The organism is Flavobacterium sp. 11, assembly GCF_002754315.1.
GTDB lineage: Bacteria > Bacteroidota > Bacteroidia > Flavobacteriales > Flavobacteriaceae > Flavobacterium > Flavobacterium algoritolerans.
The window spans coordinates 3,025,156-3,049,487 of sequence record NZ_PEFE01000001.1; the positions used below are offsets into that span (position 1 = coordinate 3,025,156).

At 36.6% G+C, this 24,332-nt stretch carries 6 protein-coding genes; 4 read left to right on the top strand and 2 right to left on the bottom strand.

Translation table 11 applies throughout. The features are described 5' to 3' along the window. Positions 1–36 precede the first annotated feature (36 nt). Together ppk1 and CLV00_RS13230 are read right to left on the bottom strand one after the other, a co-directional pair. On the bottom strand, positions 37–2,124 hold the full coding sequence (ppk1, locus tag CLV00_RS13225; RefSeq protein ID WP_099715623.1) for a polyphosphate kinase 1: 2,088 nt from the start codon (positions 2,122–2,124) through the stop codon (positions 37–39). Then, positions 2,121–2,606 carry a histidine phosphatase family protein gene (locus CLV00_RS13230; RefSeq protein ID WP_099715624.1) on the bottom strand — a complete coding sequence of 162 codons (486 nt, stop codon included), beginning with the start codon at positions 2,604–2,606 and terminating at the stop codon, positions 2,121–2,123. Before CLV00_RS13230 ends, ppk1 begins: the two co-directional genes overlap by 4 nt. A gap of 538 nt (positions 2,607–3,144) precedes the next feature. Between CLV00_RS13230 and CLV00_RS13235 the strand changes: the two genes are divergently transcribed. From CLV00_RS13235 to CLV00_RS13255, 4 genes are all read left to right on the top strand, one after another. After that, the gene (locus tag CLV00_RS13235) at positions 3,145–12,513 is read left to right on the top strand and encodes a gliding motility-associated C-terminal domain-containing protein (protein ID WP_099715625.1); all 9,369 of its coding nucleotides are present in this window, start codon (positions 3,145–3,147) and stop codon (positions 12,511–12,513) included. A gap of 160 nt (positions 12,514–12,673) precedes the next feature. Beyond that, positions 12,674–13,582, top strand: a complete 909-nt coding sequence (locus tag CLV00_RS13240) for a type IX secretion system membrane protein PorP/SprF (RefSeq protein WP_099715626.1) — start codon at positions 12,674–12,676, stop codon at positions 13,580–13,582. Positions 13,583–13,593: 11 nt separating this feature from the next. Continuing rightward, on the top strand, positions 13,594–15,534 hold the full coding sequence (locus CLV00_RS13245; RefSeq protein WP_099715627.1) for an OmpA family protein: 1,941 nt from the start codon (positions 13,594–13,596) through the stop codon (positions 15,532–15,534). A 1,346-nt stretch (positions 15,535–16,880) separates the two neighbouring features. After that, positions 16,881–24,293: a gliding motility-associated C-terminal domain-containing protein gene (locus tag CLV00_RS13255; RefSeq protein WP_099715629.1), complete on the top strand. Its 7,413-nt coding sequence runs from the start codon at positions 16,881–16,883 to the stop codon at positions 24,291–24,293. Positions 24,294–24,332: the final 39 nt, after the last annotated feature.

Consider the following 24,332-nt stretch of genomic DNA (forward strand, 5'->3'; position numbering starts at 1 on the left):
AATTATTGAAATATTAAACTAAACTTGAATAAATAATTATACTATTTTTTCCGTTTTTGACTCTAATTCAACTTTACTCTGATAGTATTTGTAAGTTTCTAATTGCGCTCTAAAAACAGGATTATGATTTCGGACTCTGTATTTATTATCTAATTTATAAGAATGAAAACGGGCTTTTACATTGCCTTTCCAACCTATATCGAAGTTGTCAATTAACTCATTTTTTATTTCCTGATCGTATATTGGACAGGTAACTTCAACACGCCCATCGAGATTTCTGGTCATAAAATCAGCTGAAGAAATGTAAACTTCAGTTTGTCCTGCATTACCAAAAATATAAATCCTAGAATGTTCTAAATAATTATCTACTATACTTATAGCTTCAATATTATCGCTCATTCCTGGAATTCCTGGTATCAAAGAACAAATTCCTCTGACTTCAAGTTGAATTTTCACTCCTGCTCTACTCGCTTCGTACAGTTTATCTATCATTTCAAAATCAGATAAACTATTCATTTTTAGCTTTATATGTGTTTTTCTTCCTGCTAATGCATGCGTAATCTCTCTATCAATTAATTTTATAAATCGGCTTCTGGTGTAATGCGGGGAAACAATAAGATGTTTGTAGCGATGCACTCTATAATTGATGTCAAAAAACTCAAATATTCGCATGATATCTTTCAGAATTTGTTGATGACTCGTAAAAAGAGTTACGTCAGTATACACTTTTGCAGTAGATTCATTGAAATTCCCTGTCGAAATAAAGCCGTATCGTCTTATTTTATTATTCTCATTTCTTTCAATAACACATATTTTACTGTGTACTTTTAGTCCTTTTATTCCAAAAATTAACTCGATGCCTTCTGTTTGCATTTGCTCAGCATACGAAATATTGGAAGCTTCATCAAAACGAGCTTGCAATTCGATTTGAACGGTTACTTTTTTTCCGTTTTTGGCTGCATTTATAAGAGAACTAATGATTTGAGAATTTTTGGCCAATCGATACAAAGTAATTTTAATTGAAGTTACTTTTGGGTCTAATGCCGCTTCACGCAAAAACTTTGTCAGATATGAAAAGGATTGATATGGAGCATTTAGCAAATAATCTCTTTCGCTTATTTTTTCTAACATACTGCCTTCAAGACTCAATCCAGGAATTGGCAAAGGATCATTGGTTTTGTATAATAAATCGAATCTACCCAGATTTGGAAAATTCATGTAATCGCGTCTGTTATGGTATCTTCCGCCAGGAATAATACTGTCAGTAGAAACGATTTTCATTTTATCAAGAAAAAATTGCAAGGTATCTTCTTCTATTAATTGGTCGTAAATAAAGCGAACCGGTTCACCAATTCTACGATCTTTAACACTCAATGATATTTTTTCAATCATACTTTTGCTTAAATCACTATCGATGTCTAATTGAGCATCTCTGGTAATTTTTATCATGTGTGCAGAAACACTTTTGTAGTCAAAAATATTGAAAATACTACTCAAATTATGTCTAATTACATCATCCAGAAGTATGATATAATGCTTTTCATTATTGGATGGTAAAACAACAAAACGGTTAATTGTTTTTGGAATTTCGATTACGGCATAACGAACTTCAGAATTTTTATTCATAACCAGTTTAATGGCTAAATATCCCGAAGTGTCTTTCAACACGGGAAATTCTGCTAAATCATTCAAAATTATGGTTACTAATTCAGGACTTAGTTTTTGAATAAAAAAGTCTTTCAAAAAGATTTCCTGCTCAATTGTAATATCATTTTCAGTAATAATAAATATATTTTCAGTCTCAAGTTCAGCTTCAATAATATTTAATATTCGTAAACTTTCTGATTGTTGTTGGATTACAATTTCAGTTATATCTTTTACTAATTGCTGAGCAGAAATCCCTCCGAGATACTTTTCTCCAGTGATTCCTGTAAGACTTAATCGTCTTATAGCGGCGAAACGAACTCTGAAAAATTCATCTAAATTATTCGAAAATATACCTAAAAATCGTAGTCTGTCTAATAGTGGAACTGAATTATCACCAGCTTCTTGAAGTACTCTGGCATTGAAAGCTAACCAACTTTTTTCTCTATCAATGTATTTATATTCTAATACTTTATTCATCTTAAATCTTTGGGAAATATTGTTTTTTTTATTTTACCTTTTTTAATTTTTTTCCAATCATCGGTATCAAACTTCAAGGATACAAAACCGCTTGTAGGAATATTATCAAAATAATCATCCCCAAATTTATTAACAAAATTTGTAATGGCACCATTATGTCCGAAAACAATAACACTTTCGAAAAGATTACTGCATGATTTAATAATTTCCTCCAGTTTTTTTTCATCAAAGGTATAAAGGTCGTCTTTGTAAACGATACTTTCAATAGGATAGGCCAAATTTTGAGCAAAAATTAACGCTGTGTCTGTTGCTCTTTTTGCAGAACTGGCCCAAATAATATACGTTTTGGGGATAAAATCTTTAGCATGAGCAGAAACAAGATGCGCATCTTTCATTCCCTGACAAGTCAAACCACGATCTTTATCATGCATTGGGACTTCCCAACTTGATTTTGCATGCCGAACTAAAATTAGATTTTTCATACTATCAATATTTATTTATCAATGGCATTGTTTCAATTTATTTGAGCTTACAAATTACAAAAATAAATTTTAAATGCAATTGCTTATTTAAATTCAAATGATGAAAATTAAATTTTATGAATTATTTTTCTTTTATAAATAAAAACACATTTATACAGAAACTATTCTTACAAAGAAAAGAGATAGTATTCGTAAATTATTAAGTTTTATCTTGTTTTTTATTTCATAACAAGAATTGCAATAAAAATTTAAAAATGTTAAAAAGATGAAAAAAAACATTAACAAACATAGTAAACAAGTGCTTTTATTTAATATTTAATTAACAAGAAATGTCGTTTCAACGAGTATTTAGGTAGTTGATAGGAAAAAAAATTAGAATTAAATCATTCTAATTAGTTTAGCATAGAAATCAAGGATTTGAATAAGAAAAAGAATCATTTAAATTAATTCAGTTGTGATTAAAATGATAATTTTTATAAAAATGCCCATAATCTATCAATAAAATTAATTACAAACAGCATATAAAAAATTTGATTGTATGAAAACAAAAATTACCCTTCTTTTACTGGCTTTGTTTATGTTTGCTGGTAATATATATTCACAAATTGATGCTCAACATCCAGATTTAAGATCATGTAATTATTCATGCCCATCCGGAAATGTAACTGCCAAAAATGTTTATCTAAGCGCAACTATTAATGACGGGACTCCTTTAGAAGATGTTTATCCTACTTGCATCGCTGGTGTAGACACTTATAGCGTAACTATTTGGCTAAATTATACCCAAAATCAAAATAATGACATTCCAAATACAAGAGTATTTGCTACATTATCAATAGGTGGCGGTACACCAATGCAGATTAATACATATGTTGGGACTTTAGCCTCAACAAAAGGAACATCTGGGGGGAAAATTAAATTGACAACAGTTCCAGTAAACTGGGTTTGCGGTCAAACCTTATCGTTTACTAATGTATTGGTGGTTTGGAAACCTGGTAATGGAGATTCTGAACTTAACGCAAACAGTACTTATGATTGTCAAACCTATTCGAACTCGCAATGTGAATTTGGCACAACTACAGTTTTTACAGCTCCTTTAGCTGTTCAATATGATTATTCTACCTCTTGTGCAACTAATAGTGGTGTAGCTGTGCAATTTTCTAATAAAACAAATGGTGGAAAAGCTCCATTCACATATTTATGGAATTTTGGAGACGGAACAACCTCTACAGCTATAAGTCCACTTCATAATTACACTACCACTGGAGTAAATGTTACTGCCACATTAACTGTTACTGATTCAAGAACACCAATACCAGCCACTAATACAGTATCTAAAACTATAAATCTTCCTAACAAACTTATTACTTCTATTTCTCAACAAACTAATGTATCTTGTAACGGAGGAAATAACGGATCTTTAACTACTATGCCATCAGGCGGAACATTACCTTATACCTATTTATGGAATAGTACTCCCATTCAGACTTCAGCAACAGCTACTGGTCTTGCCTCTGGAACTTATACAATTACAGTTACAGATGCAAAGGGTTGTATTACAACTTCGTCAGCAACTATAACACAGCCCGCTGCATTATTGACTTCAACCACTACTACAAATGTTCTTTGTAACGGGACTAATGGAGCCATTGACTTATCCGTTTCTGGTGGAACTGCACCGTATACTTACCTTTGGAGTAATGGAGCAATATCGCAAGACCTTGACTCTGTTGTTGCAGGAACTTACAATGTGACTATAACAGATACTAATAATTGTACTACCACTGCTTCGGCTACCGTGACGGAACCAGCGAATGCTTTAGCTGCTTCGGCAACTGCAACTGCCGTGCTTTGTAAAGGCGGGAATGGAGCCGTTGACTTATCCGTTTCTGGTGGAACTGCACCGTATACTTACCTTTGGAGTAATGGAGCAATATCGCAAGACCTTGACTCTGTTGTTGCAGGAACTTACAATGTGACTATAACAGATACTAATAATTGTACTACCACTGCTTCGGCTACCGTGACGGAACCAGCGAATGCTTTAGCTGCTTCGGCAACTGCAACTGCCGTGCTTTGTAAAGGCGGGAATGGAGCCGTTGACTTATCCGTTTCTGGTGGAACTGCACCGTATACTTACCTTTGGAGTAATGGAGCAATATCGCAAGACCTTGACTCTGTTGTTGCAGGAACTTACAATGTGACTATAACAGATACTAATAATTGTACTACCACTGCTTCGGCTACCGTGACGGAACCAGCGAATGCTTTAGCTGCTTCGGCAACTGCAACTGCCGTGCTTTGTAAAGGCGGGAATGGAGCCGTTGACTTATCCGTTTCTGGTGGAACTGCACCGTATACTTACCTTTGGAGTAATGGAGCAATATCGCAAGACCTTGACTCTGTTGTTGCAGGAACTTACAATGTGACTATAACAGATACTAATAATTGTACTACCACTGCTTCGGCTACCGTGACGGAACCAGCGAATGCTTTAGCTGCTTCGGCAACTGCAACTGCCGTGCTTTGTAAAGGCGGGAATGGAGCCGTTGACTTATCCGTTTCTGGTGGAACTGCACCGTATACTTACCTTTGGAGTAATGGAGCAATATCGCAAGACCTTGCCTCTGCTGTTGCAGGAACTTACAATGTGACTATAACAGATACTAATAATTGTACTACCACTGCTTCGGCTACCGTGACGGAACCGGCTGATGCTTTAGCTGCTTCGGCAACTGCAACTGCCGTGCTTTGTAAAGGCGGGAATGGAGCCGTTGACTTATCCGTTTCTGGTGGAACTGCACCGTATACTTACCTTTGGAGTAATGGAGCAATATCGCAAGACCTTGACTCTGTTGTTGCAGGAACTTACAATGTGACTATAACAGATACTAATAATTGTACTACCACTGCTTCGGCTACCGTGACGGAACCAGCGAATGCTTTAGCTGCTTCGGCAACTGCAACTGCCGTGCTTTGTAAAGGCGGGAATGGAGCCGTTGACTTATCCGTTTCTGGTGGAACTGCACCGTATACTTACCTTTGGAGTAATGGAGCAATATCGCAAGACCTTGCCTCTGCTGTTGCAGGAACTTACAATGTGACTATAACAGATACTAATAATTGTACTACCACTGCTTCGGCTACCGTGACGGAACCAGCGAATGCTTTAGCTGCTTCGGCAACTGCAACTGCCGTGCTTTGTAAAGGCGGGAATGGAGCCGTTGACTTATCCGTTTCTGGTGGAACTGCACCGTATACTTACCTTTGGAGTAATGGAGCAATATCGCAAGACCTTGACTCTGTTGTTGCAGGAACTTACAATGTGACTATAACAGATACTAATAATTGTACTACCACTGCTTCGGCTACCGTGACGGAACCAGCGAATGCTTTAGCTGCTTCGGCAACTGCAACTGCCGTGCTTTGTAAAGGCGGGAATGGAGCCGTTGACTTATCCGTTTCTGGTGGAACTGCACCGTATACTTACCTTTGGAGTAATGGAGCAATATCGCAAGACCTTGACTCTGTTGTTGCAGGAACTTACAATGTGACTATAACAGATACTAATAATTGTACTACCACTGCTTCGGCTACCGTGACGGAACCAGCGAATGCTTTAGCTGCTTCGGCAACTGCAACTGCCGTGCTTTGTAAAGGCGGGAATGGAGCCGTTGACTTATCCGTTTCTGGTGGAACTGCACCGTATACTTACCTTTGGAGTAATGGAGCAATATCGCAAGACCTTGACTCTGTTGTTGCAGGAACTTACAATGTGACTATAACAGATACTAATAATTGTACTACCACTGCTTCGGCTACCGTGACGGAACCAGCGAATGCTTTAGCTGCTTCGGCAACTGCAACTGCCGTGCTTTGTAAAGGCGGGAATGGAGCCGTTGACTTATCCGTTTCTGGTGGAACTGCACCGTATACTTACCTTTGGAGTAATGGAGCAATATCGCAAGACCTTGACTCTGTTGTTGCAGGAACTTACAATGTGACTATAACAGATACTAATAATTGTACTACCACTGCTTCGGCTACCGTGACGGAACCAGCGAATGCTTTAGCTGCTTCGGCAACTGCAACTGCCGTGCTTTGTAAAGGCGGGAATGGAGCCGTTGACTTATCCGTTTCTGGTGGAACTGCACCGTATACTTACCTTTGGAGTAATGGAGCAATATCGCAAGACCTTGACTCTGTTGTTGCAGGAACTTACAATGTGACTATAACAGATACTAATAATTGTACTACCACTGCTTCGGCTACCGTGACGGAACCAGCGAATGCTTTAGCTGCTTCGGCAACTGCAACTGCCGTGCTTTGTAAAGGCGGGAATGGAGCCGTTGACTTATCCGTTTCTGGTGGAACTGCACCGTATACTTACCTTTGGAGTAATGGAGCAATATCGCAAGACCTTGACTCTGTTGTTGCAGGAACTTACAATGTGACTATAACAGATACTAATAATTGTACTACCACTGCTTCGGCTACCGTGACAGATGGAGATGGTACTCCTCCCGTAATTAGTCAACTACCAAATGAAATAACTATTAACTGTCCTGCAAAACCTGAGTTTGCTGAAGCAAGTGCAACAGATTATGTTGACACATCCGTTTCTTTGACTTTTGACGATGTAACGACTAAAGGTCAATGTGCAGGTTCATACTCTGTAACTAGAACTTGGAAGGCTGTTGACGATTGTGGCAATTCTTCAACAAAATCACAAACGATTAATGTTCAAGACATCACTGCTCCTACTTTTACAGTACCTGCAAATATTACCATAAATGCTGGTGCAAATTGTATTGCAAATGTTGATCCTTCTACAACAGGAACAGTAACTAACATAAAAGACACATGTGATTCAAATCCAGCAGTAAGCTACTCAGATACTGATTGTTTTGGAACTGCTGATGATACAGAAATTAATGCTGGAAATGGTAATTATTTCCCATTTACAATTTCTGGTTATGATGGTCTATCTGCTAGTAAGATTGAAAATATTGCTTTAACTTTTGAAACCAATCAAGGGAAAGGTAGAGCTGAATTTACTTTAGTGGCTCCTAATGGGCAAGCAGTAATTTTAGTTGGACCTTATTGTGAAGGCGGAAATTGTGATGATGCTTCTCCAAGCTCCACCGAAACATATTCCCCTGTTTTTTATCCAAATAGTTCAGGATATACACAATGGAATAACAATAATAATATTCAAGAAGGCGTAAGTCTAAACTTTACTCCGAACGGAGCTACAACCTCTACGAATACTATTACTGGTTTGACTTCTTTTGTTTCAAGCTTTGAAAATCTCACAGGTTTGATGAATGGAACTTGGTTTATCTTCTCAAGAAAACAAGCTAGTGTAAATGGTAGCATCAAATTCAAAAGTGTTTGTATGAAACCTGCTAGTGAATGTGCTGGAAATAAAATTATTTCAAGAACTTGGACCGTAACTGATGCATGCGGAAATAAAACTACAGCTAATCAAACTATAAAAATTCAAGACAATACTGCTCCTATTTTAAGCGAAGTTCCTATCGATGTAACAGTGGAATGTAATGCAGTGCCTGAAGCAGCTATTTTAACCGCTACCGATAATTGTGATGCAAATCCAGTGGTTTCATACAAAGAAGTGAAATCTAATATGAACGAAACTTGTGCCAGTAACTATACGTTGACCAGAACTTGGATAGCTAAAGATGCTTGTGGTAATGAATCTTCTAAATCACAAGTGATTACCGTAAAAGATACAACTGCTCCTGTATTTGCGGAAGCTTTACCAGCGAATGTAACCGTTCAATGTAGTGCTGTTCCAACTGCCCCTACCTTAACCGCTACTGATAATTGTGGAGATGCTACAGTAACTTTCAGCCAAACATCTACTCCAGGTTTATGTGCCGGTGCTTATACACTAACGCGTACTTGGACTGCAAAAGATGCTTGTGGTCTTACTGCAACCCATACTCAAATTGTGACTGTGGAAGATACAACTGCTCCTGTATTTGTGGAAGCTTTACCAGCGAATGTAACTGTTCAGTGTAGTGCTGTTCCAACTGCCCCTACCTTAACCGCTACTGATAATTGTGGAGATGCTACAGTAACTTTCAGCCAAACATCTACTCCAGGTTTATGTGCCGGTGCTTATACACTAACGCGTACTTGGACTGCAAAAGATGCTTGTGGTCTTACTGCAACACATACTCAAATTGTGACTGTGGAAGATACAACTGCTCCTGTATTTGTGGAAGCTTTACCAGCGAATGTAACTGTTCAGTGTAGTGCTGTTCCAACTGCCCCTACCTTAACCGCTACTGATAATTGTGGAGATGCTACAGTAACTTTCAGCCAAACATCTACTCCAGGTTTATGTGCCGGTGCTTATACACTAACGCGTACTTGGACTGCAAAAGATGCTTGTGGTCTTACTGCAACCCATACTCAAATTGTGACTGTAGAAGATACAACTGCTCCTGTATTTGTGGAAGCTTTACCAGCGAATGTAACTGTTCAGTGTAGTGCTGTTCCAACTGCCCCTACCTTAACCGCTACTGATAATTGTGGAGATGCTACGGTAACTTTCAGCCAAACATCTACTCCAGGTTTATGTGCCGGTGCTTATACACTAACGCGTACTTGGACTGCAAAAGATGCTTGTGGTCTTACTGCAACACATACTCAAATTGTGACTGTAGAAGATACAACTGCTCCTGTATTTGTGGAAGCTTTACCAGCGAATGTAACTGTTCAATGTAGTGCTGTTCCAACTGCCCCTACCTTAACCGCTACTGATAATTGTGGAGATGCTACAGTAACTTTCAGCCAAACATCTACTCCAGGTTTATGTGCCGGTGCTTATACACTAACGCGTACTTGGACTGCAAAAGATGCTTGTGGTCTTACTGCAACCCATACTCAAATTGTGACTGTAGAAGATACAACTGCTCCTGTATTTGTGGAAGCTTTACCAGCGAATGTAACTGTTCAGTGTAGTGCTGTTCCAACTGCCCCTACCTTAACCGCTACTGATAATTGTGGAGATGCTACAGTAACTTTCAGCCAAACATCTACTCCAGGTTTATGTGCCGGTGCTTATACACTAACGCGTACTTGGACTGCAAAAGATGCTTGTGGTCTTACTGCAACCCATACTCAAATTGTGACTGTGGAAGATACAACTGCTCCTGTATTTGTGGAAGCTTTACCAGCGAATGTAACTGTTCAATGTAGTGCTGTTCCAACTGCCCCTACCTTAACCGCTACTGATAATTGTGGAGATGCTACGGTAACTTTCAGCCAAACATCTACTCCAGGTTTATGTGCCGGTGCTTATACACTAACGCGTACTTGGACTGCAAAAGATGCTTGTGGTCTTACTGCAACCCATACTCAAATTGTGACTGTAGAAGATACAACTGCTCCTGTATTTGTGGAAGCTTTACCAGCGAATGTAACTGTTCAATGTAGTGCTGTTCCAACTGCCCCTACCTTAACCGCTACTGATAATTGTGGAGATGCTACAGTAACTTTCAGCCAAACATCTACTCCAGGTTTATGTGCCGGTGCTTATACACTAACGCGTACTTGGACTGCAAAAGATGCTTGTGGTCTTACTGCAACCCATACTCAAATTGTGACTGTGGAAGATACAACTGCTCCTGTATTTGTGGAAGCTTTACCAGCGAATGTAACTGTTCAGTGTAGTGCTGTTCCAACTGCCCCTACCTTAACCGCTACTGATAATTGTGGAGATGCTACAGTAACTTTCAGCCAAACATCTACTCCAGGTTTATGTGCCGGTGCTTATACACTAACGCGTACTTGGACTGCAAAAGATGCTTGTGGTCTTACTGCAACACATACTCAAATTGTGACTGTAGAAGATACAACTGCTCCTGTATTTGTGGAAGCTTTACCAGCGAATGTAACTGTTCAGTGTAGTGCTGTTCCAACTGCCCCTACCTTAACCGCTACTGATAATTGTGGAGATGCTACAGTAACTTTCAGCCAAACATCTACTCCAGGTTTATGTGCCGGTGCTTATACACTAACGCGTACTTGGACTGCAAAAGATGCTTGTGGTCTTACTGCAACACATACTCAAATTGTGACTGTGGAAGATACAACTGCTCCTGTATTTGTGGAAGCTTTACCAGCGAATGTAACTGTTCAGTGTAGTGCTGTTCCAACTGCCCCTACCTTAACCGCTACTGATAATTGTGGAGATGCTACAGTAACTTTCAGCCAAACATCTACTCCAGGTTTATGTGCCGGTGCTTATACACTAACGCGTACTTGGACTGCAAAAGATGCTTGTGGTCTTACTGCAACCCATACTCAAATTGTGACTGTGGAAGATACAACTGCTCCTGTATTTGTGGAAGCTTTACCAGTGAATGTAACTGTTCAGTGTAGTGCTGTTCCAACTGCCCCTACCTTAACCGCTACTGATAATTGTGGAGATGCTACGGTAACTTTCAGCCAAACATCTACTCCAGGTTTATGTGCCGGTGCTTATACACTAACGCGTACTTGGACTGCAAAAGATGCTTGTGGTCTTACTGCAACCCATACTCAAATTGTGACTGTAGAAGATACAACTGCTCCTGTATTTGTGGAAGCTTTACCAGCGAATGTAACTGTTCAATGTAGTGCTGTTCCAACTGCCCCTACCTTAACCGCTACTGATAATTGTGGAGATGCTACAGTAACTTTCAGCCAAACATCTACTCCAGGTTTATGTGCCGGTGCTTATACACTAACGCGTACTTGGACTGCAAAAGATGCTTGTGGTCTTACTGCAACCCATACTCAAATTGTGACTGTGGAAGATACAACTGCTCCTGTATTTGTGGAAGCTTTACCAGCGAATGTAACTGTTCAGTGTAGTGCTGTTCCAACTGCCCCTACCTTAACCGCTACTGATAATTGTGGAGATGCTACAGTAACTTTCAGCCAAACATCTACTCCAGGTTTATGTGCCGGTGCTTATACACTAACGCGTACTTGGACCGCAAAAGATGCTTGTGAAAATGTTGCTACAACTTCACAAACCATAAATGTAATTGACACAACTGGTCCCATTACAACTACTGAATTCAATACAACAGTAAATACCAATTGTAATTCAATTCCTGTAAAACCTGACCTTGTATTTGTAGATAATTGTTCTACTGTTACAACAGCAGTATATTCAGAAACAATTATTAACAAAACTGATAATTCCTATTCAATTGTTAGAAAATGGTCTGTTTCAGATACTTGTGGAAATACATCTGAGTTTATTCAAATCATCAATGTTGCTGTTACAAACAGTATTGTCTCTATAAACGGTTCAGTTTGTAATAGCGGAGAAATTACAACTGCAAATCTAAGAGAACTTTTACCATTGGGAACGCCTACAAACGGAACTTGGATTGATGTAAATAATTCTGGTTCATTACAAGGTGACATTTTTAATGCTTCGGGACTTACTGGTGGAAATTATACATTTGAATATAAAATTGACAATGCCTGTTCAGAAACTATAAGAATTAATATGACAATAGATACTGATTGTGGTGGTATTGTATTAGCCTGTGGAACAGTTTTAGTTCACAATGCCTTCTCTCCAAATGGTGACGGAATTAATGAAAAATTCATAATCGATAATATTGACGATACTGTTTGTTACCCAGAAAACACGGTAGAGATTTATAATCGTTGGGGAGTGTTGGTTTTTGAAACCAAAGGATATAATAATACAAGTAATGTATTTGATGGAATTTCAGGTGGTAGATCAACTATTCAACAATCCTCAGGTTTACCTACAGGAACTTACTTCTATATTTTAAATTATACATCTGTTGATAATGATGGAAAAATCATAACCAATAAAAAAGACGGATATTTATACCTTACTAAATAATGAAATGTATTCATGAGGACAAAAAGTCCTCATGTATAATAAAAAATAATAAAAATAGCCCTATTTCAACTAACCGATAACAGTTATTAAATTTATAAACTAAACTGCCGGATTCTTATAGATGAGTTCGATAGATAATTTAAAATAATAAATATCTACTATGAAAACAAAATTATTTTCTTTCGTTTTGATGTTTACAGCCATAGTAAGTTTTGCACAACAAGATGCCCAATTTACTCAATACATGTACAACACAATCAATATTAATCCTGCTTATGCCGGATCAAGAGGTGCTTTAAGTATTTTTGCACTACATCGTACACAATGGGTAGGACTTGATGGTGCTCCAGTTACTAATGCACTTTCTGTAAATACTCCACTCAACGAAAATAATTTAGGTTTGGGAGTATCAATTATAAATGATAAAATTGGGCCTACCACTGAAAATACAATTTCAGCTGATTTATCATACACAGTCCCCACTTCTGAAACTTTTAAACTATCTTTTGGAATCAAAGCAACTGCTAACTTTTTCAACTTGGATGTCAACCGATTAAATCCTGTTGATGATGATCCTAGTCTGCATGATTTCGATAATAAATTCACCCCAAATATTGGAGCTGGTGTTTATTTACATTCAGACAAAGCCTATATAGGGTTTTCTGTTCCTAATTTCATAGAAAGTAACCGTTACGATGATAATGAAGTAGCCATTTTTAAAGAAAAAATCAATTATTACTTAATTGCAGGTTATGTATTTGATCTAAATAATTCAATTAAATTTAAGCCTGCGGTGCTTTCTAAAATAGTTGAAGGAGCACCGCTTCAACTGGATGTATCAGGAAATTTTATGTTCAATGATAAATTTGTTGTTGGGCTAGCTTACAGATGGTCTGCCGCAATAAGTGCGATGGTTGGATTTCAAGTTACTGACGGAATGTATATAGGATATGGTTATGACCATGAAACCACTAATTTGAATAACTATAATTCCGGTTCTCATGAAATATTTTTACGTTATGAAATATTTAAAAATAATGCTAAAATTATAACTCCTAGATTCTTCTAAAAACAATTATTATGAAAAAAAATATACTCCTTTACATAACAATAGTAAGTGTTTTTTCTATTAACATTTATTCCCAAAAAGCAAAATTGGCTACTGCCGATAAAAAGTATGACGGCTATGCTTATGTAGATGCCATCAAAACCTATGAAAGGGTTGCTGAAAAAGGATATAAATCTGCGGATCTGTTTAAAAAGTTGGGGAATGCTTACTACTTTAATGCTCAGTTCGATAAAGCAGCTAAATGGTATGGTGAATTATTTACTATGGATACCTCCAATTTAGAACCGGAATATTATTATCGTTATGCTCAGTCTTTAAGAGCAATGGACCAAAATGATAAGGCTAATGAGATGATGGAGTTATTCAACCAAAAATCAGGAAACGATACCAGAGGAAAACTATTTAAAAAAAACACCAACTATTTAGAAGCTATAAAAGCAAATTCCGGAAGGTATACAGTTGAAGATGCCGGAATAAACTCTATGTATTCTGATTATGGAACTGCACTATATTCGAATAAATTAGTTTTTGCTTCAGCAAGGGATACCGGAAGTCTTGGACAAAGAAAACACAAATGGACCAATCAGTATTTTACAAACTTGTACACGGCTGACTTAGGAGAAGACTTGACAACGGGTGCTGCAAAAAAGTTTGATGGAACCATAAATTCTAAGTTTCATGAATCTACTCCTACTTTTAGTAGTGACGGAAAAACTATGTACTTTACCAGAAACAACTATCTCGATGGTAAAAAAGGAAAAGATGGAAATAAAATTACTTTAATAAAAATATACAAAGCCACTTTAGAGAATGACAAATGGGCAAATGTAACCGAACTGCCTTTTGACAGTGATAATTACAGTACTGCACATCCTGCATTAAGTCCTGATGGAAAAACATTGTATTTTGCTTCTGACATGCCTGGAACTTTAGGACAATCTGATTTGTTCAAAGTAAAGATAAATGAAGATGGTACTTTTGGAATCCCTGAGAATTTAGGCAATACTATTAATACTGAAGGAAGAGAAACCTTCCCTTTTATCAATGATGAAAATGAAATTTACTTTGCATCAGATGGACATCCTGGACTTGGAGGTTTAGATGTATTTATGTCTCGAATAAATACCGATGGCACTTTTAGTGAAGTTCAAAATGTAGGTGCTGATGTGAACTCTCCTAAAGATGATTTCGCTTATTTAATTGATACAAAATCAAGAAGAGGATTTTTTACTTCCAATAGAGACGGTGGTCAGGGTTATGACGACATCTATAAATTTTTGGAAACAAGAAGGCTGATTTGTGAACAACTGCTTTATGGTGAAATCACTGATATAAAAACAGGTGAAGTACTTGCTGATGCAAAAATCACCTTATACGATAGTCAATTTAAGGTTATTAATACTGCTACTTCAGATGAGAAAGGAAAATATAGCTTTACCGTTGAATGTGGAAAGACGTACAATGTAAGAGCTGAAAAACCAGAATACGCAACTAAAGAAGAAAAAATAACGATCTCCTCAACAACAGGAAAAACCTATTTACCTATTGCATTAGAAAAAGAAATATGTAAAGTCGCTGTTGGTGATGATTTAGGGAAGTGTTTTGGTATCAAAATGATTTATTTCGATTTAGACAAATCCAACATCAGACCAGAAGCGGCTTTGGATTTAGAAAAAATATTAGATGTTTTAAATCAGAACCCAACAATGAAAATTGACATCCGTTCGCATACTGACAGCAGACAAACCTTCAAATACAATGAAGCTTTATCTGAAAGAAGAGCTAAATCAACCATCAAATGGTTAGTTAAAAATGGTATTGATCCAAGCAGATTAACAGGTAAAGGATACGGTGAAACTCAACTGGTAAACAAATGCGCCGATGATGTAATTTGCACCGAAGAAGAACACCAACTCAACAGAAGAAGTGAATTTATTATTACTGCTTTGTAATTACACTTGTATTTAAAATAGTTAATCATATTAAATAATTATAAACCTTGGGAGTTTTACTTTCGAGGTTTATTAATTTTAAAAACAAACCATTGAATATTAAGATGAATTCAAAATTTACAATCAAAAGGATTAGTTTTTTTTAAAGTAAATCAATTAAAAAAATGTGTTAAAAAAATCACATTGCTTATTTTTATTCTATAATTTTTAACACCCTTTTAATAATTATTTTCTATGTCTTAACTTATTTTAAAATAAAATATTAAAATTATTATGGTATAACTTATTTTAAAACTAAATAAATGTTAAAAATTTAAAATAAAAAAAAGCTTTTTTAATAAAAAATTACATTTCAACGAGTATTTAGGTTACTGGTAGAAAAAAAAAATCAATGTTACCAATTCTTCGTAATTTTATAATAGAAACCAACAGTCTGTTAAATATCTTAAGAAAACAGCTAAGTACTTTACGAGGAAAAGATTCTTTAACCCCAAAAAGAAATCTTTCATCCCTGAAAAAAATTTAGAAATGTACCTAAATTTTTAGATCTTAATTTTGAAATATAAATTTACAACTGATTAAAAAAGTATTAATTAAAATTGTACCGATTAAGCTTCATTTTTAAATATTTTTTTTAATAAATATAGCTAATTGCTCTACGAGGAAAAGATTCTTTAACCCCAAAAAAAAGCTTTCTTCCTTGAAAAAATTTAGAAATATCTCTAAATTTTAGATCTTAATTTTGAAATGTTAATCTGGAACTGATTTAAAAAATAATATTATTGAAAAGATAAATTTTTCTGTTTGACAAATCACAATCATTATATTTTTAATCAAAAAAAGTTGAATACAATGAAAAAAAAATCTTCAAAGATAAAAAATTAGATAATTAAGCTTGCTTGTATTCTAATTTCCAAACAGAACCACCCCACTATAATCATAATATTAGATGCTATTAAATACATCTATACATCATAATTAAGTCGAAAAAATAATATCACATCCGTCATTTTTATAAATAATAAATTAAAAATTTGATAGTATGAATGCAAAAATTACTTTCCTTATACTTACTTCTTTAACGTTTGTGAGTAACCTATATTCTCCATTTAAAACTCTAAAATACTGGGAAAATTTAATACAAATAATAGGTTCTGAATCTAACAGAATTTTGTGTATTAATTCATCGATATACCATTTAGTTTCAATAAACATTGATTCAAATCCAATGCCAACTAAATATTTTAATCCAAGCTATTCATCTACTAACTCTGATAAAAATTGCCGAAAATATATTTAGCAATTTTAAGATATTCAAACTTTCTAACGATTTAAAACAAATCAATATGAAATCAAATTTTACTCATTCGACAAGATTATTTACAATTTTCTTATTATTTTTTTTAAGTTTTACAACAGTATCTCTTGCTCAAATAGGCCCTGGTATTGCTCCTATTAATACTCCAAGTGGAGGATTTAATATTGACGGTACTCTTATTGCAAATACTGCCGCAGGAGATTGGGTAGATGGAACTGGCACAGGCGGTTTTATCCTTAATAATTCAGGAGGTGCTTTAAATACAGGAACTACATATCATTTGTATGATCTGTATAACACTTCATCAGACAATATTTTTGGAGGAGGAGATAAAGTAGGCGATAATCCTAACAATTGGACATGGACACCTGGTACAGCCAATGATAAAACCGACATGAACAATGCATTAATCCATTTAACTACTGATTCAAATGGAAATGTATGGGTTGTTTTTGCAGCGGATCGTCTAAGTAACAGTGGAAATGCTTATGTTGATTTTGAATTTCTTCAAACACCGATGACTAAAACAAGTACTGGATTTGCTACTGCTGCTCCAGCTTCAACTGGTGGAAGAACATTGGGCGATTTTTTATTAACCGTATATTTTGAAAATGGCGTTGCTAAATTTGACATTCAACGATGGGAACTTATTGGCAGTACATGGGAATACAAAACTTACTTTGCATCTTTACCGCTTAACTCAGTATTTGCTGCAGGAAATACAAGTACTGTTCCAGTGCCTTATCCGGCATTTGGGGTTAACAGTTATCTTCAAAATACATTTATTGAATCAGCAGTAAATTTAACAGCAGTATTAGGAGCGATTGATCCATGTACAAGTCTTAAAATAAAAACTGTTTTTGTTAAATCAAAAACTTCTACATCCTCATCTGCAGCTATTAAAGATTTTTTTAATCCCGTTGCTATTGATAACCTTACTCTAGGAAGTTCTGATGCAGGAGATGATGCTACAGTTTGTTCAGGACTGCCATATACGCTTCAAGGATCAGCAGTACCTAGCAATGGATATCAAGTTATATCCAAAACTTGGTCTGTTTTAAGTGGTTCCGCAACCATACAGGATCCAACAAATCTCAATTCAATTGTAAATATCACTGGAAGTTCTGCAACATTCCGACTTACAGTTGTAACAGGACCAATATCTGGTTCAGGATCACAATGTACAGTAACTGATGATGTAACCATAACTGTGAATCAACCACTAACCTGCTCTATATCGGGTTCAGATGGTCCTTTGTGTCCGTCTTCTACTTCTAATATTTATTCCGCTCCGGTCAGCGCTAATTATGCATGGAGTATTTCAGGAAATGGAACCATTGTGGGAAATACAAATACTCAATCTGTATCGGTAACCGCTGGTTCAGGTTGTAATGCAACATTTTTGTTATCATTAATAATTACTGATGCCAATGGATGTATTTCAACTTGTACAAAAACCGTTACAGTTGTAGACGAAACATTACCTATTATAACCAATGCTGTAGCTTCATTAAACCAAACATTACAATGCAATAATACTGAAGGTATAACTGCTGCTTTGGCTTTATCACCTGCTGCTACCGATAATTGTACGCTTGCTCCAACTAAAGTTTTAGTGAGCGATGTAACAACTGCAGATGCTAATTGTACCAATGCTTATGTAAGAGTTAGAACTTGGAACTTTACTGATGGTTGTGGAAACACTTCTGCCGATTTTGTTCAAACTATTACTGTGATTGACAATACCGCTCCTGTTGTAACTACAACCGCAGCTTCATTAAACCAAACCCTTCAATGCAACAATACTGAAGGTATAACTGCCGCTTTGGCTTTATCGCCTGCCGCTACCGATAATTGTACCCTTGCTCCAACTAAAGTTTTAGTGAGCGATGTAACAACTGCAGATGCTAATTGTACCAATGCTTATGTAAGAGTTAGAACTTGGAACTTTACGGATGGTTGTGGAAACACTTCTGCTAATTTTGTTCAAACTATTACTGTGATTGACAATAGTGCTCCTGTTGTAACTACAACCGTAGCTTCATTAAACCAAACATTACAATGCAATAATACTGAAGGTATAACTGCTGCTTTGGCTTTATCACCTGCTGCTACCGATAATTGTACACTTGCTCCAACTAAAGTTTTGGTGAGCGATGTGACAACTGCAGATGCTAATTGTACCAATGCTTACGTAAGAGTTAGAACTTGGAACTTTACTGATGGTTGTGGAAACACTTCTGCTAATTTTGTTCAAACTATTACTGTGATTGACAATACCGCTCCTGTTGTAACTACAACCGCAGCTTCATTAAATCAAACATTACAATGCAACAATACTGAAGGTATAACTGCTGCTTTGGCTTTATCGCCTGCTGCTACCGATAATTGTACACTTGCTCCAAATAAAGTTTTAGTGAGCGATGTGACAACTGCAGATGCTAATTGTACCAATGCTTATACTAGAGTACGTACTTGGAACTTTACGGATGGTTGTGGAAACACTTCTGCTAATTTTGTTCAAACTATTACTGTAATTGACAATACCGCTCCTGTCGTAACTACAACCGCAGCTTCATTAAATCAAACATTACAATGCAACAATACTGAAGGTATAACTGCTGCTTTGGCTTTGTCTCCTGCTGCTACCGATAATTGTACCCTTGCTCCAACTAAAGTTTTAGTGAGCGATGTGACAACTGCAGATACTAATTGTACCAATGCTTATGTAAGAGTTAGAACTTGGAACTTTACGGATGGATGTGGAAACACTTCTGCTAATTTTGTTCAAACTATTACTGTGATTGACAATAGTGCTCCAACTTTTACTACCCCTGCAGACATAACAATTTCAAGTGATGAAAATTGTCTTGCAGACATAAGTACAAGTTCAACTGGTACAGTAACTAATATTCTAGATAATTGCGATTCTAATCCATTAGCTACGTATGTTGATTCTGAATGTTTTGGAAGTTTTGATGAGCAAGAAATAAATGCAGGAAATGGGAATTATTTTCCTTTCACTATATCTGGCTTTGATAATTTAACAGCTGCTAATATTGAAAAAATTAGTTTGGCATTCGAAACAAATCAAGGAAAAGGTAGAGCTGAATTTATTTTAGTTGCTCCAAGTGGTCAAGCAATTAAATTAGTTGGACCTTATTGTGAAGGAGGAGAATGTGATGATGAATCATCAAATACTCAAGAATTATATTTACCTGTTTTTTATCCTAATAGTTCAGGTTATACAAAATGGAATAATAACGATTTTATTCAAGAAGGAATTAATCAAAACTTGATACCAAATGGAGAAACTACTTCTTCGAATAGTATTCTTGGTGTATCGTCTTTTGTTTCTAGTTTTGAAGAATTTACAGGATCTATGAACGGAGATTGGTTTGTATATTCAAAAAAACAAGCTAATGTAAATGGTAGTGTCAAATTTAAAAGTGTTTGTTTGAAACCTACTAGTCTTTGTGTAGGAAATAAAGTAATCTCTAGAACTTGGACTGTAACCGATGCATGTGGAAATAAAACAACTTCAACTCAAACTATCAAAATTATAGATGCTAGTTCTCCAACTTGGATTACTGGTGCAGATGCTTTAAATACTTCTATCGAATGTAATAATCCAGAAGCTTTGGCTAATGCTCAATCTCTAAGTCCAATAGCTAAAGACAATTGTGATACGGATGTTTCCAATATCACTAAAGTAAGCGGTGCGTTTGTTTCTTCTTCTGAATGTGCCAATGCAGGAACTTATACCAACACTTGGACGGTAAATGACGATTGTGGAAACACTTCGGCTGTATTTACTCAAGTAATCACGATTCAAGATACAACAGCTCCTACTTGGTCTACTTTAGCAACAGCTTTAAACACTACGGTAGAATGTAGCGATGCTGAAGCTTTGGCAACAGCCCAAGCTGCTTTCCCTGCTGCTACTGATTTATGTGATACGGATGTTTCCAATATCACTAAAGTAAGCGGTGCGTTTGTTCCTTCTTCTGAATGTGCCAATGCAGGAACATATACCAACACTTGGACGGTAAATGACGATTGTGGAAACACTTCGGCTGTATTTACTCAAGTAATCACGATTCAAGATACAACGGCTCCAACTTGGTCTACTCTAGCAACTGCTTTAAACACTACGGTAGAATGTAGCGATACTGTAGCTTTGGCAACGGCCCAAGCTGCTTTCCCTGCTGCTGCTGATTTATGTGATACGGATGTTTCCAATATCACTAAAGTAAGCGGTGCGTTTGTTGCTTCTTCTGAATGTGCCAATGCCGGAACTTATACCAACACTTGGACGGTGAATGACGATTGTGGAAACACTTCGGCTGTATTTACTCAAGTGATTACGATTCAAGATACAACAGCTCCTACTTGGTCTACTTTAGCAACAGCTTTAAACATTACGGTAGAATGTAGCGATGCAGAAGCTTTGGCAACAGCCCAAGCTGCTTTCCCTTCTGCTGCTGATTTATGTGATACGGATGTTTCCAATATCACTAAAGTAAGCGGTGCGTTTGTTGCTTCTTCTGAATGTGCCAATGCTGGAACTTACACTAACACTTGGACGGTAAATGACGATTGTGGAAACACTTCGGCTGTATTTACTCAAGTGATTACGATTCAAGACACAACGGCTCCAACTTGGTCTACTCTAGCAACTGCTTTAAACACTACGGTAGAATGTAGCGATGCTGAAGCTTTGGCAACAGCCCAAGCTGCTTTACCTACTGCTGCTGATTTATGCGATACGGATGTTTCCAATATCACTAAAGTAAGCGGTGCGTTTGTTCCTTCTTCTGAATGTGCCAATGCAGGAACTTATACCAACACTTGGACGGTAAATGACGATTGTGGAAACACTTCGGCTGTATTTACTCAAGTGATTACGATTCAAGACACAACTGCTCCGATAATTAATACAGCTGCTTCAAATATAACTGTTGAATGTGATAGTCAAGGGAATCAAAATGCAATTGCTGATTGGTTATCTAATAACGGAGGAGCAACTGCATCTGATAATTGTTCAGATGTAACTTGGTCTAATAATTTTAGTACACTTTCTAATGATTGTTCAACTGCAGTAACTGTACTATTTACAGCAAAAGATGCATGTGGAAATAGTTCTACAACGTCAGCTACATTTAGTGTAAAAGACACTACTGCCCCTATAGCTCCTGAAGCTCCAGCAACGATAACCTTAGCTTGTGCTACAGATGTTCCTGTATCAACAACACTTACAGCTATTGATAATTGTAATGGTGAAATCACAGCTGAGGGAATTGATGTTATTGCTCAAGGTGATTGTCCTAACTCATTTGTTATTACGAGAACTTGGACATTTACTGATGCTTGCAGCAATTCCTCTTCAACTTCACAAATCATTAATGTAATTGATACAACTGCTCCAGTAATCAGCGCACTACCTGAAATATCAACTATCTCTTGTCCTACAACGCCTGAATTTACTCAAGCCATTGCAACTGATAATTGTGGTTCAACTGTTACTTTGACTTTCGCTGATGTAACGACAAACGGTCAATGTGCTGGTTCATATTCTGTAACTAGAACTTGGACTGCGACTGATGCTTGTGGAAATGCTTCAACAGCTACACAAACCATAAACGTCCAAGATACAGCTGCTCCAGTTATTGCTGTATTACCGGAAACATCAACTATCTCTTGTCCTGCAACACCTGAATTTACTCAAGCCATTGCAACTGATGGATGTGGTTCTACTGTAACTTTGACTTTCGCGGATGTAACTACAAACGGTCAATGTGCTGGTTCATATTCTGTAACTAGAACTTGGACTGCTACTGATGCTTGTGGAAATACTTCAACAGCTACACAAACAATAAACGTTCAAGATACAGCTGCTCCAGTTATTGCTGCATTACCTGAAACATCAACTATCTCTTGTCCTGCAACGCCTGAATTTACTCAAGCCATTGCAACTGACGGATGTGGTTCTACTGTAACTTTGACTTTTGCAGATGTAACTACAAACGGTCAATGTGCTGGTTCGTATTCTATAACTAGAACTTGGACTGCGACTGATGCTTGTGGAAATGCTGCTTCGGCTTCACAAACCATAAACGTTCAAGATACAACTGCTCCAGTTATTGCTACGTTACCTTCTGCTTCAACTATCTCTTGTCCTGCAATGCCTCAATTTACTCAAGCCATTGCAACTGACGGATGTGGTTCAACTGTTACTTTGACTTTCGCGGATGTAACCACAAACGGTCAATGTGCTGGTTCGTATTCTATAACTAGAACTTGGACTGCTACTGATGCTTGTGGAAATGCTTCAACAGCTACACAAACTATAAACGTTCAAGATACAACTGCTCCAGTTATTGCTGCGTTACCTTCAGCTTCAACTATCTCTTGTCCTGCAACACCTGAATTTACTCAAGCCATTGCAACAGACGGATGTGGTTCTAATGTAACTTTGACTTTTGCGGATGTAACTACAAACGGTCAATGTGCTGGTTCGTATTCTGTAACTAGAACTTGGACTGCTACTGATGCTTGTGGAAATACTTCAACAGCTACGCAAACAATAAATATAGTAGACACTGTTGGTCCTACAACTGCTACTCAATTCAGTTCAACTGTTAATGTGAATTGTGATGCAATTCCAGCTAAACCTGAACTTGTATTTGTTGATAATTGTTCTACAGTTTCACCGGCTATTTTTACTGAAAACATCATAAACAGAACCGAAAATTCTTATTCAATCGTAAGAAAATGGTCTGTAGCTGATGCTTGTGGAAATGTATCTGAGTTTACTCAAATCATCAATGTTACAATTCCTAATAGTGTTGTAACAATAAGCAGTTCAATTTGTAATGATGGAGAAATCACAACGACGAATCTAAATGATTTATTACCGGTAGGAACTCCAACAAACGGAACTTGGGTAGATGTAAATAACTCAGGTGGTTTACAAGGAAGTACTCTTGATGCTGCTGGGCTTTCGGTTAGAGATTATACATTTGAATATAAAATTAATGATGCAACTTGCCCTAGAACAATAAGAATTACAATGACAGTGAATACTGGTTGTGGTGGTATTGTATTAGCTTGCGGAACTGTATTAGTTCATAATGCCTTCTCTCCAAATGGTGACGGAATTAATGAAAAATTCATAATCGATAATATTGACGATACTGTTTGTTACCCAGAAAACACCGTAGAGATTTACAACCGTTGGGGTGTATTGGTTTATGAAACAAAAGGATATAATAATGCAAGTAATTCATTTGATGGAATTTCTGGTGGTAGATCAACTGTTCAACAATCTTCTGGTTTACCAACAGGAACTTACTTCTATATTTTAAATTATACATCTGTTGATAATGATGGAAAAATCATAACCAATAAAAAAGACGGATATTTATACTTAACAAAATAATTAATCTTGTACCTGAGGACAAAAAAAGTTCTCAGGTTT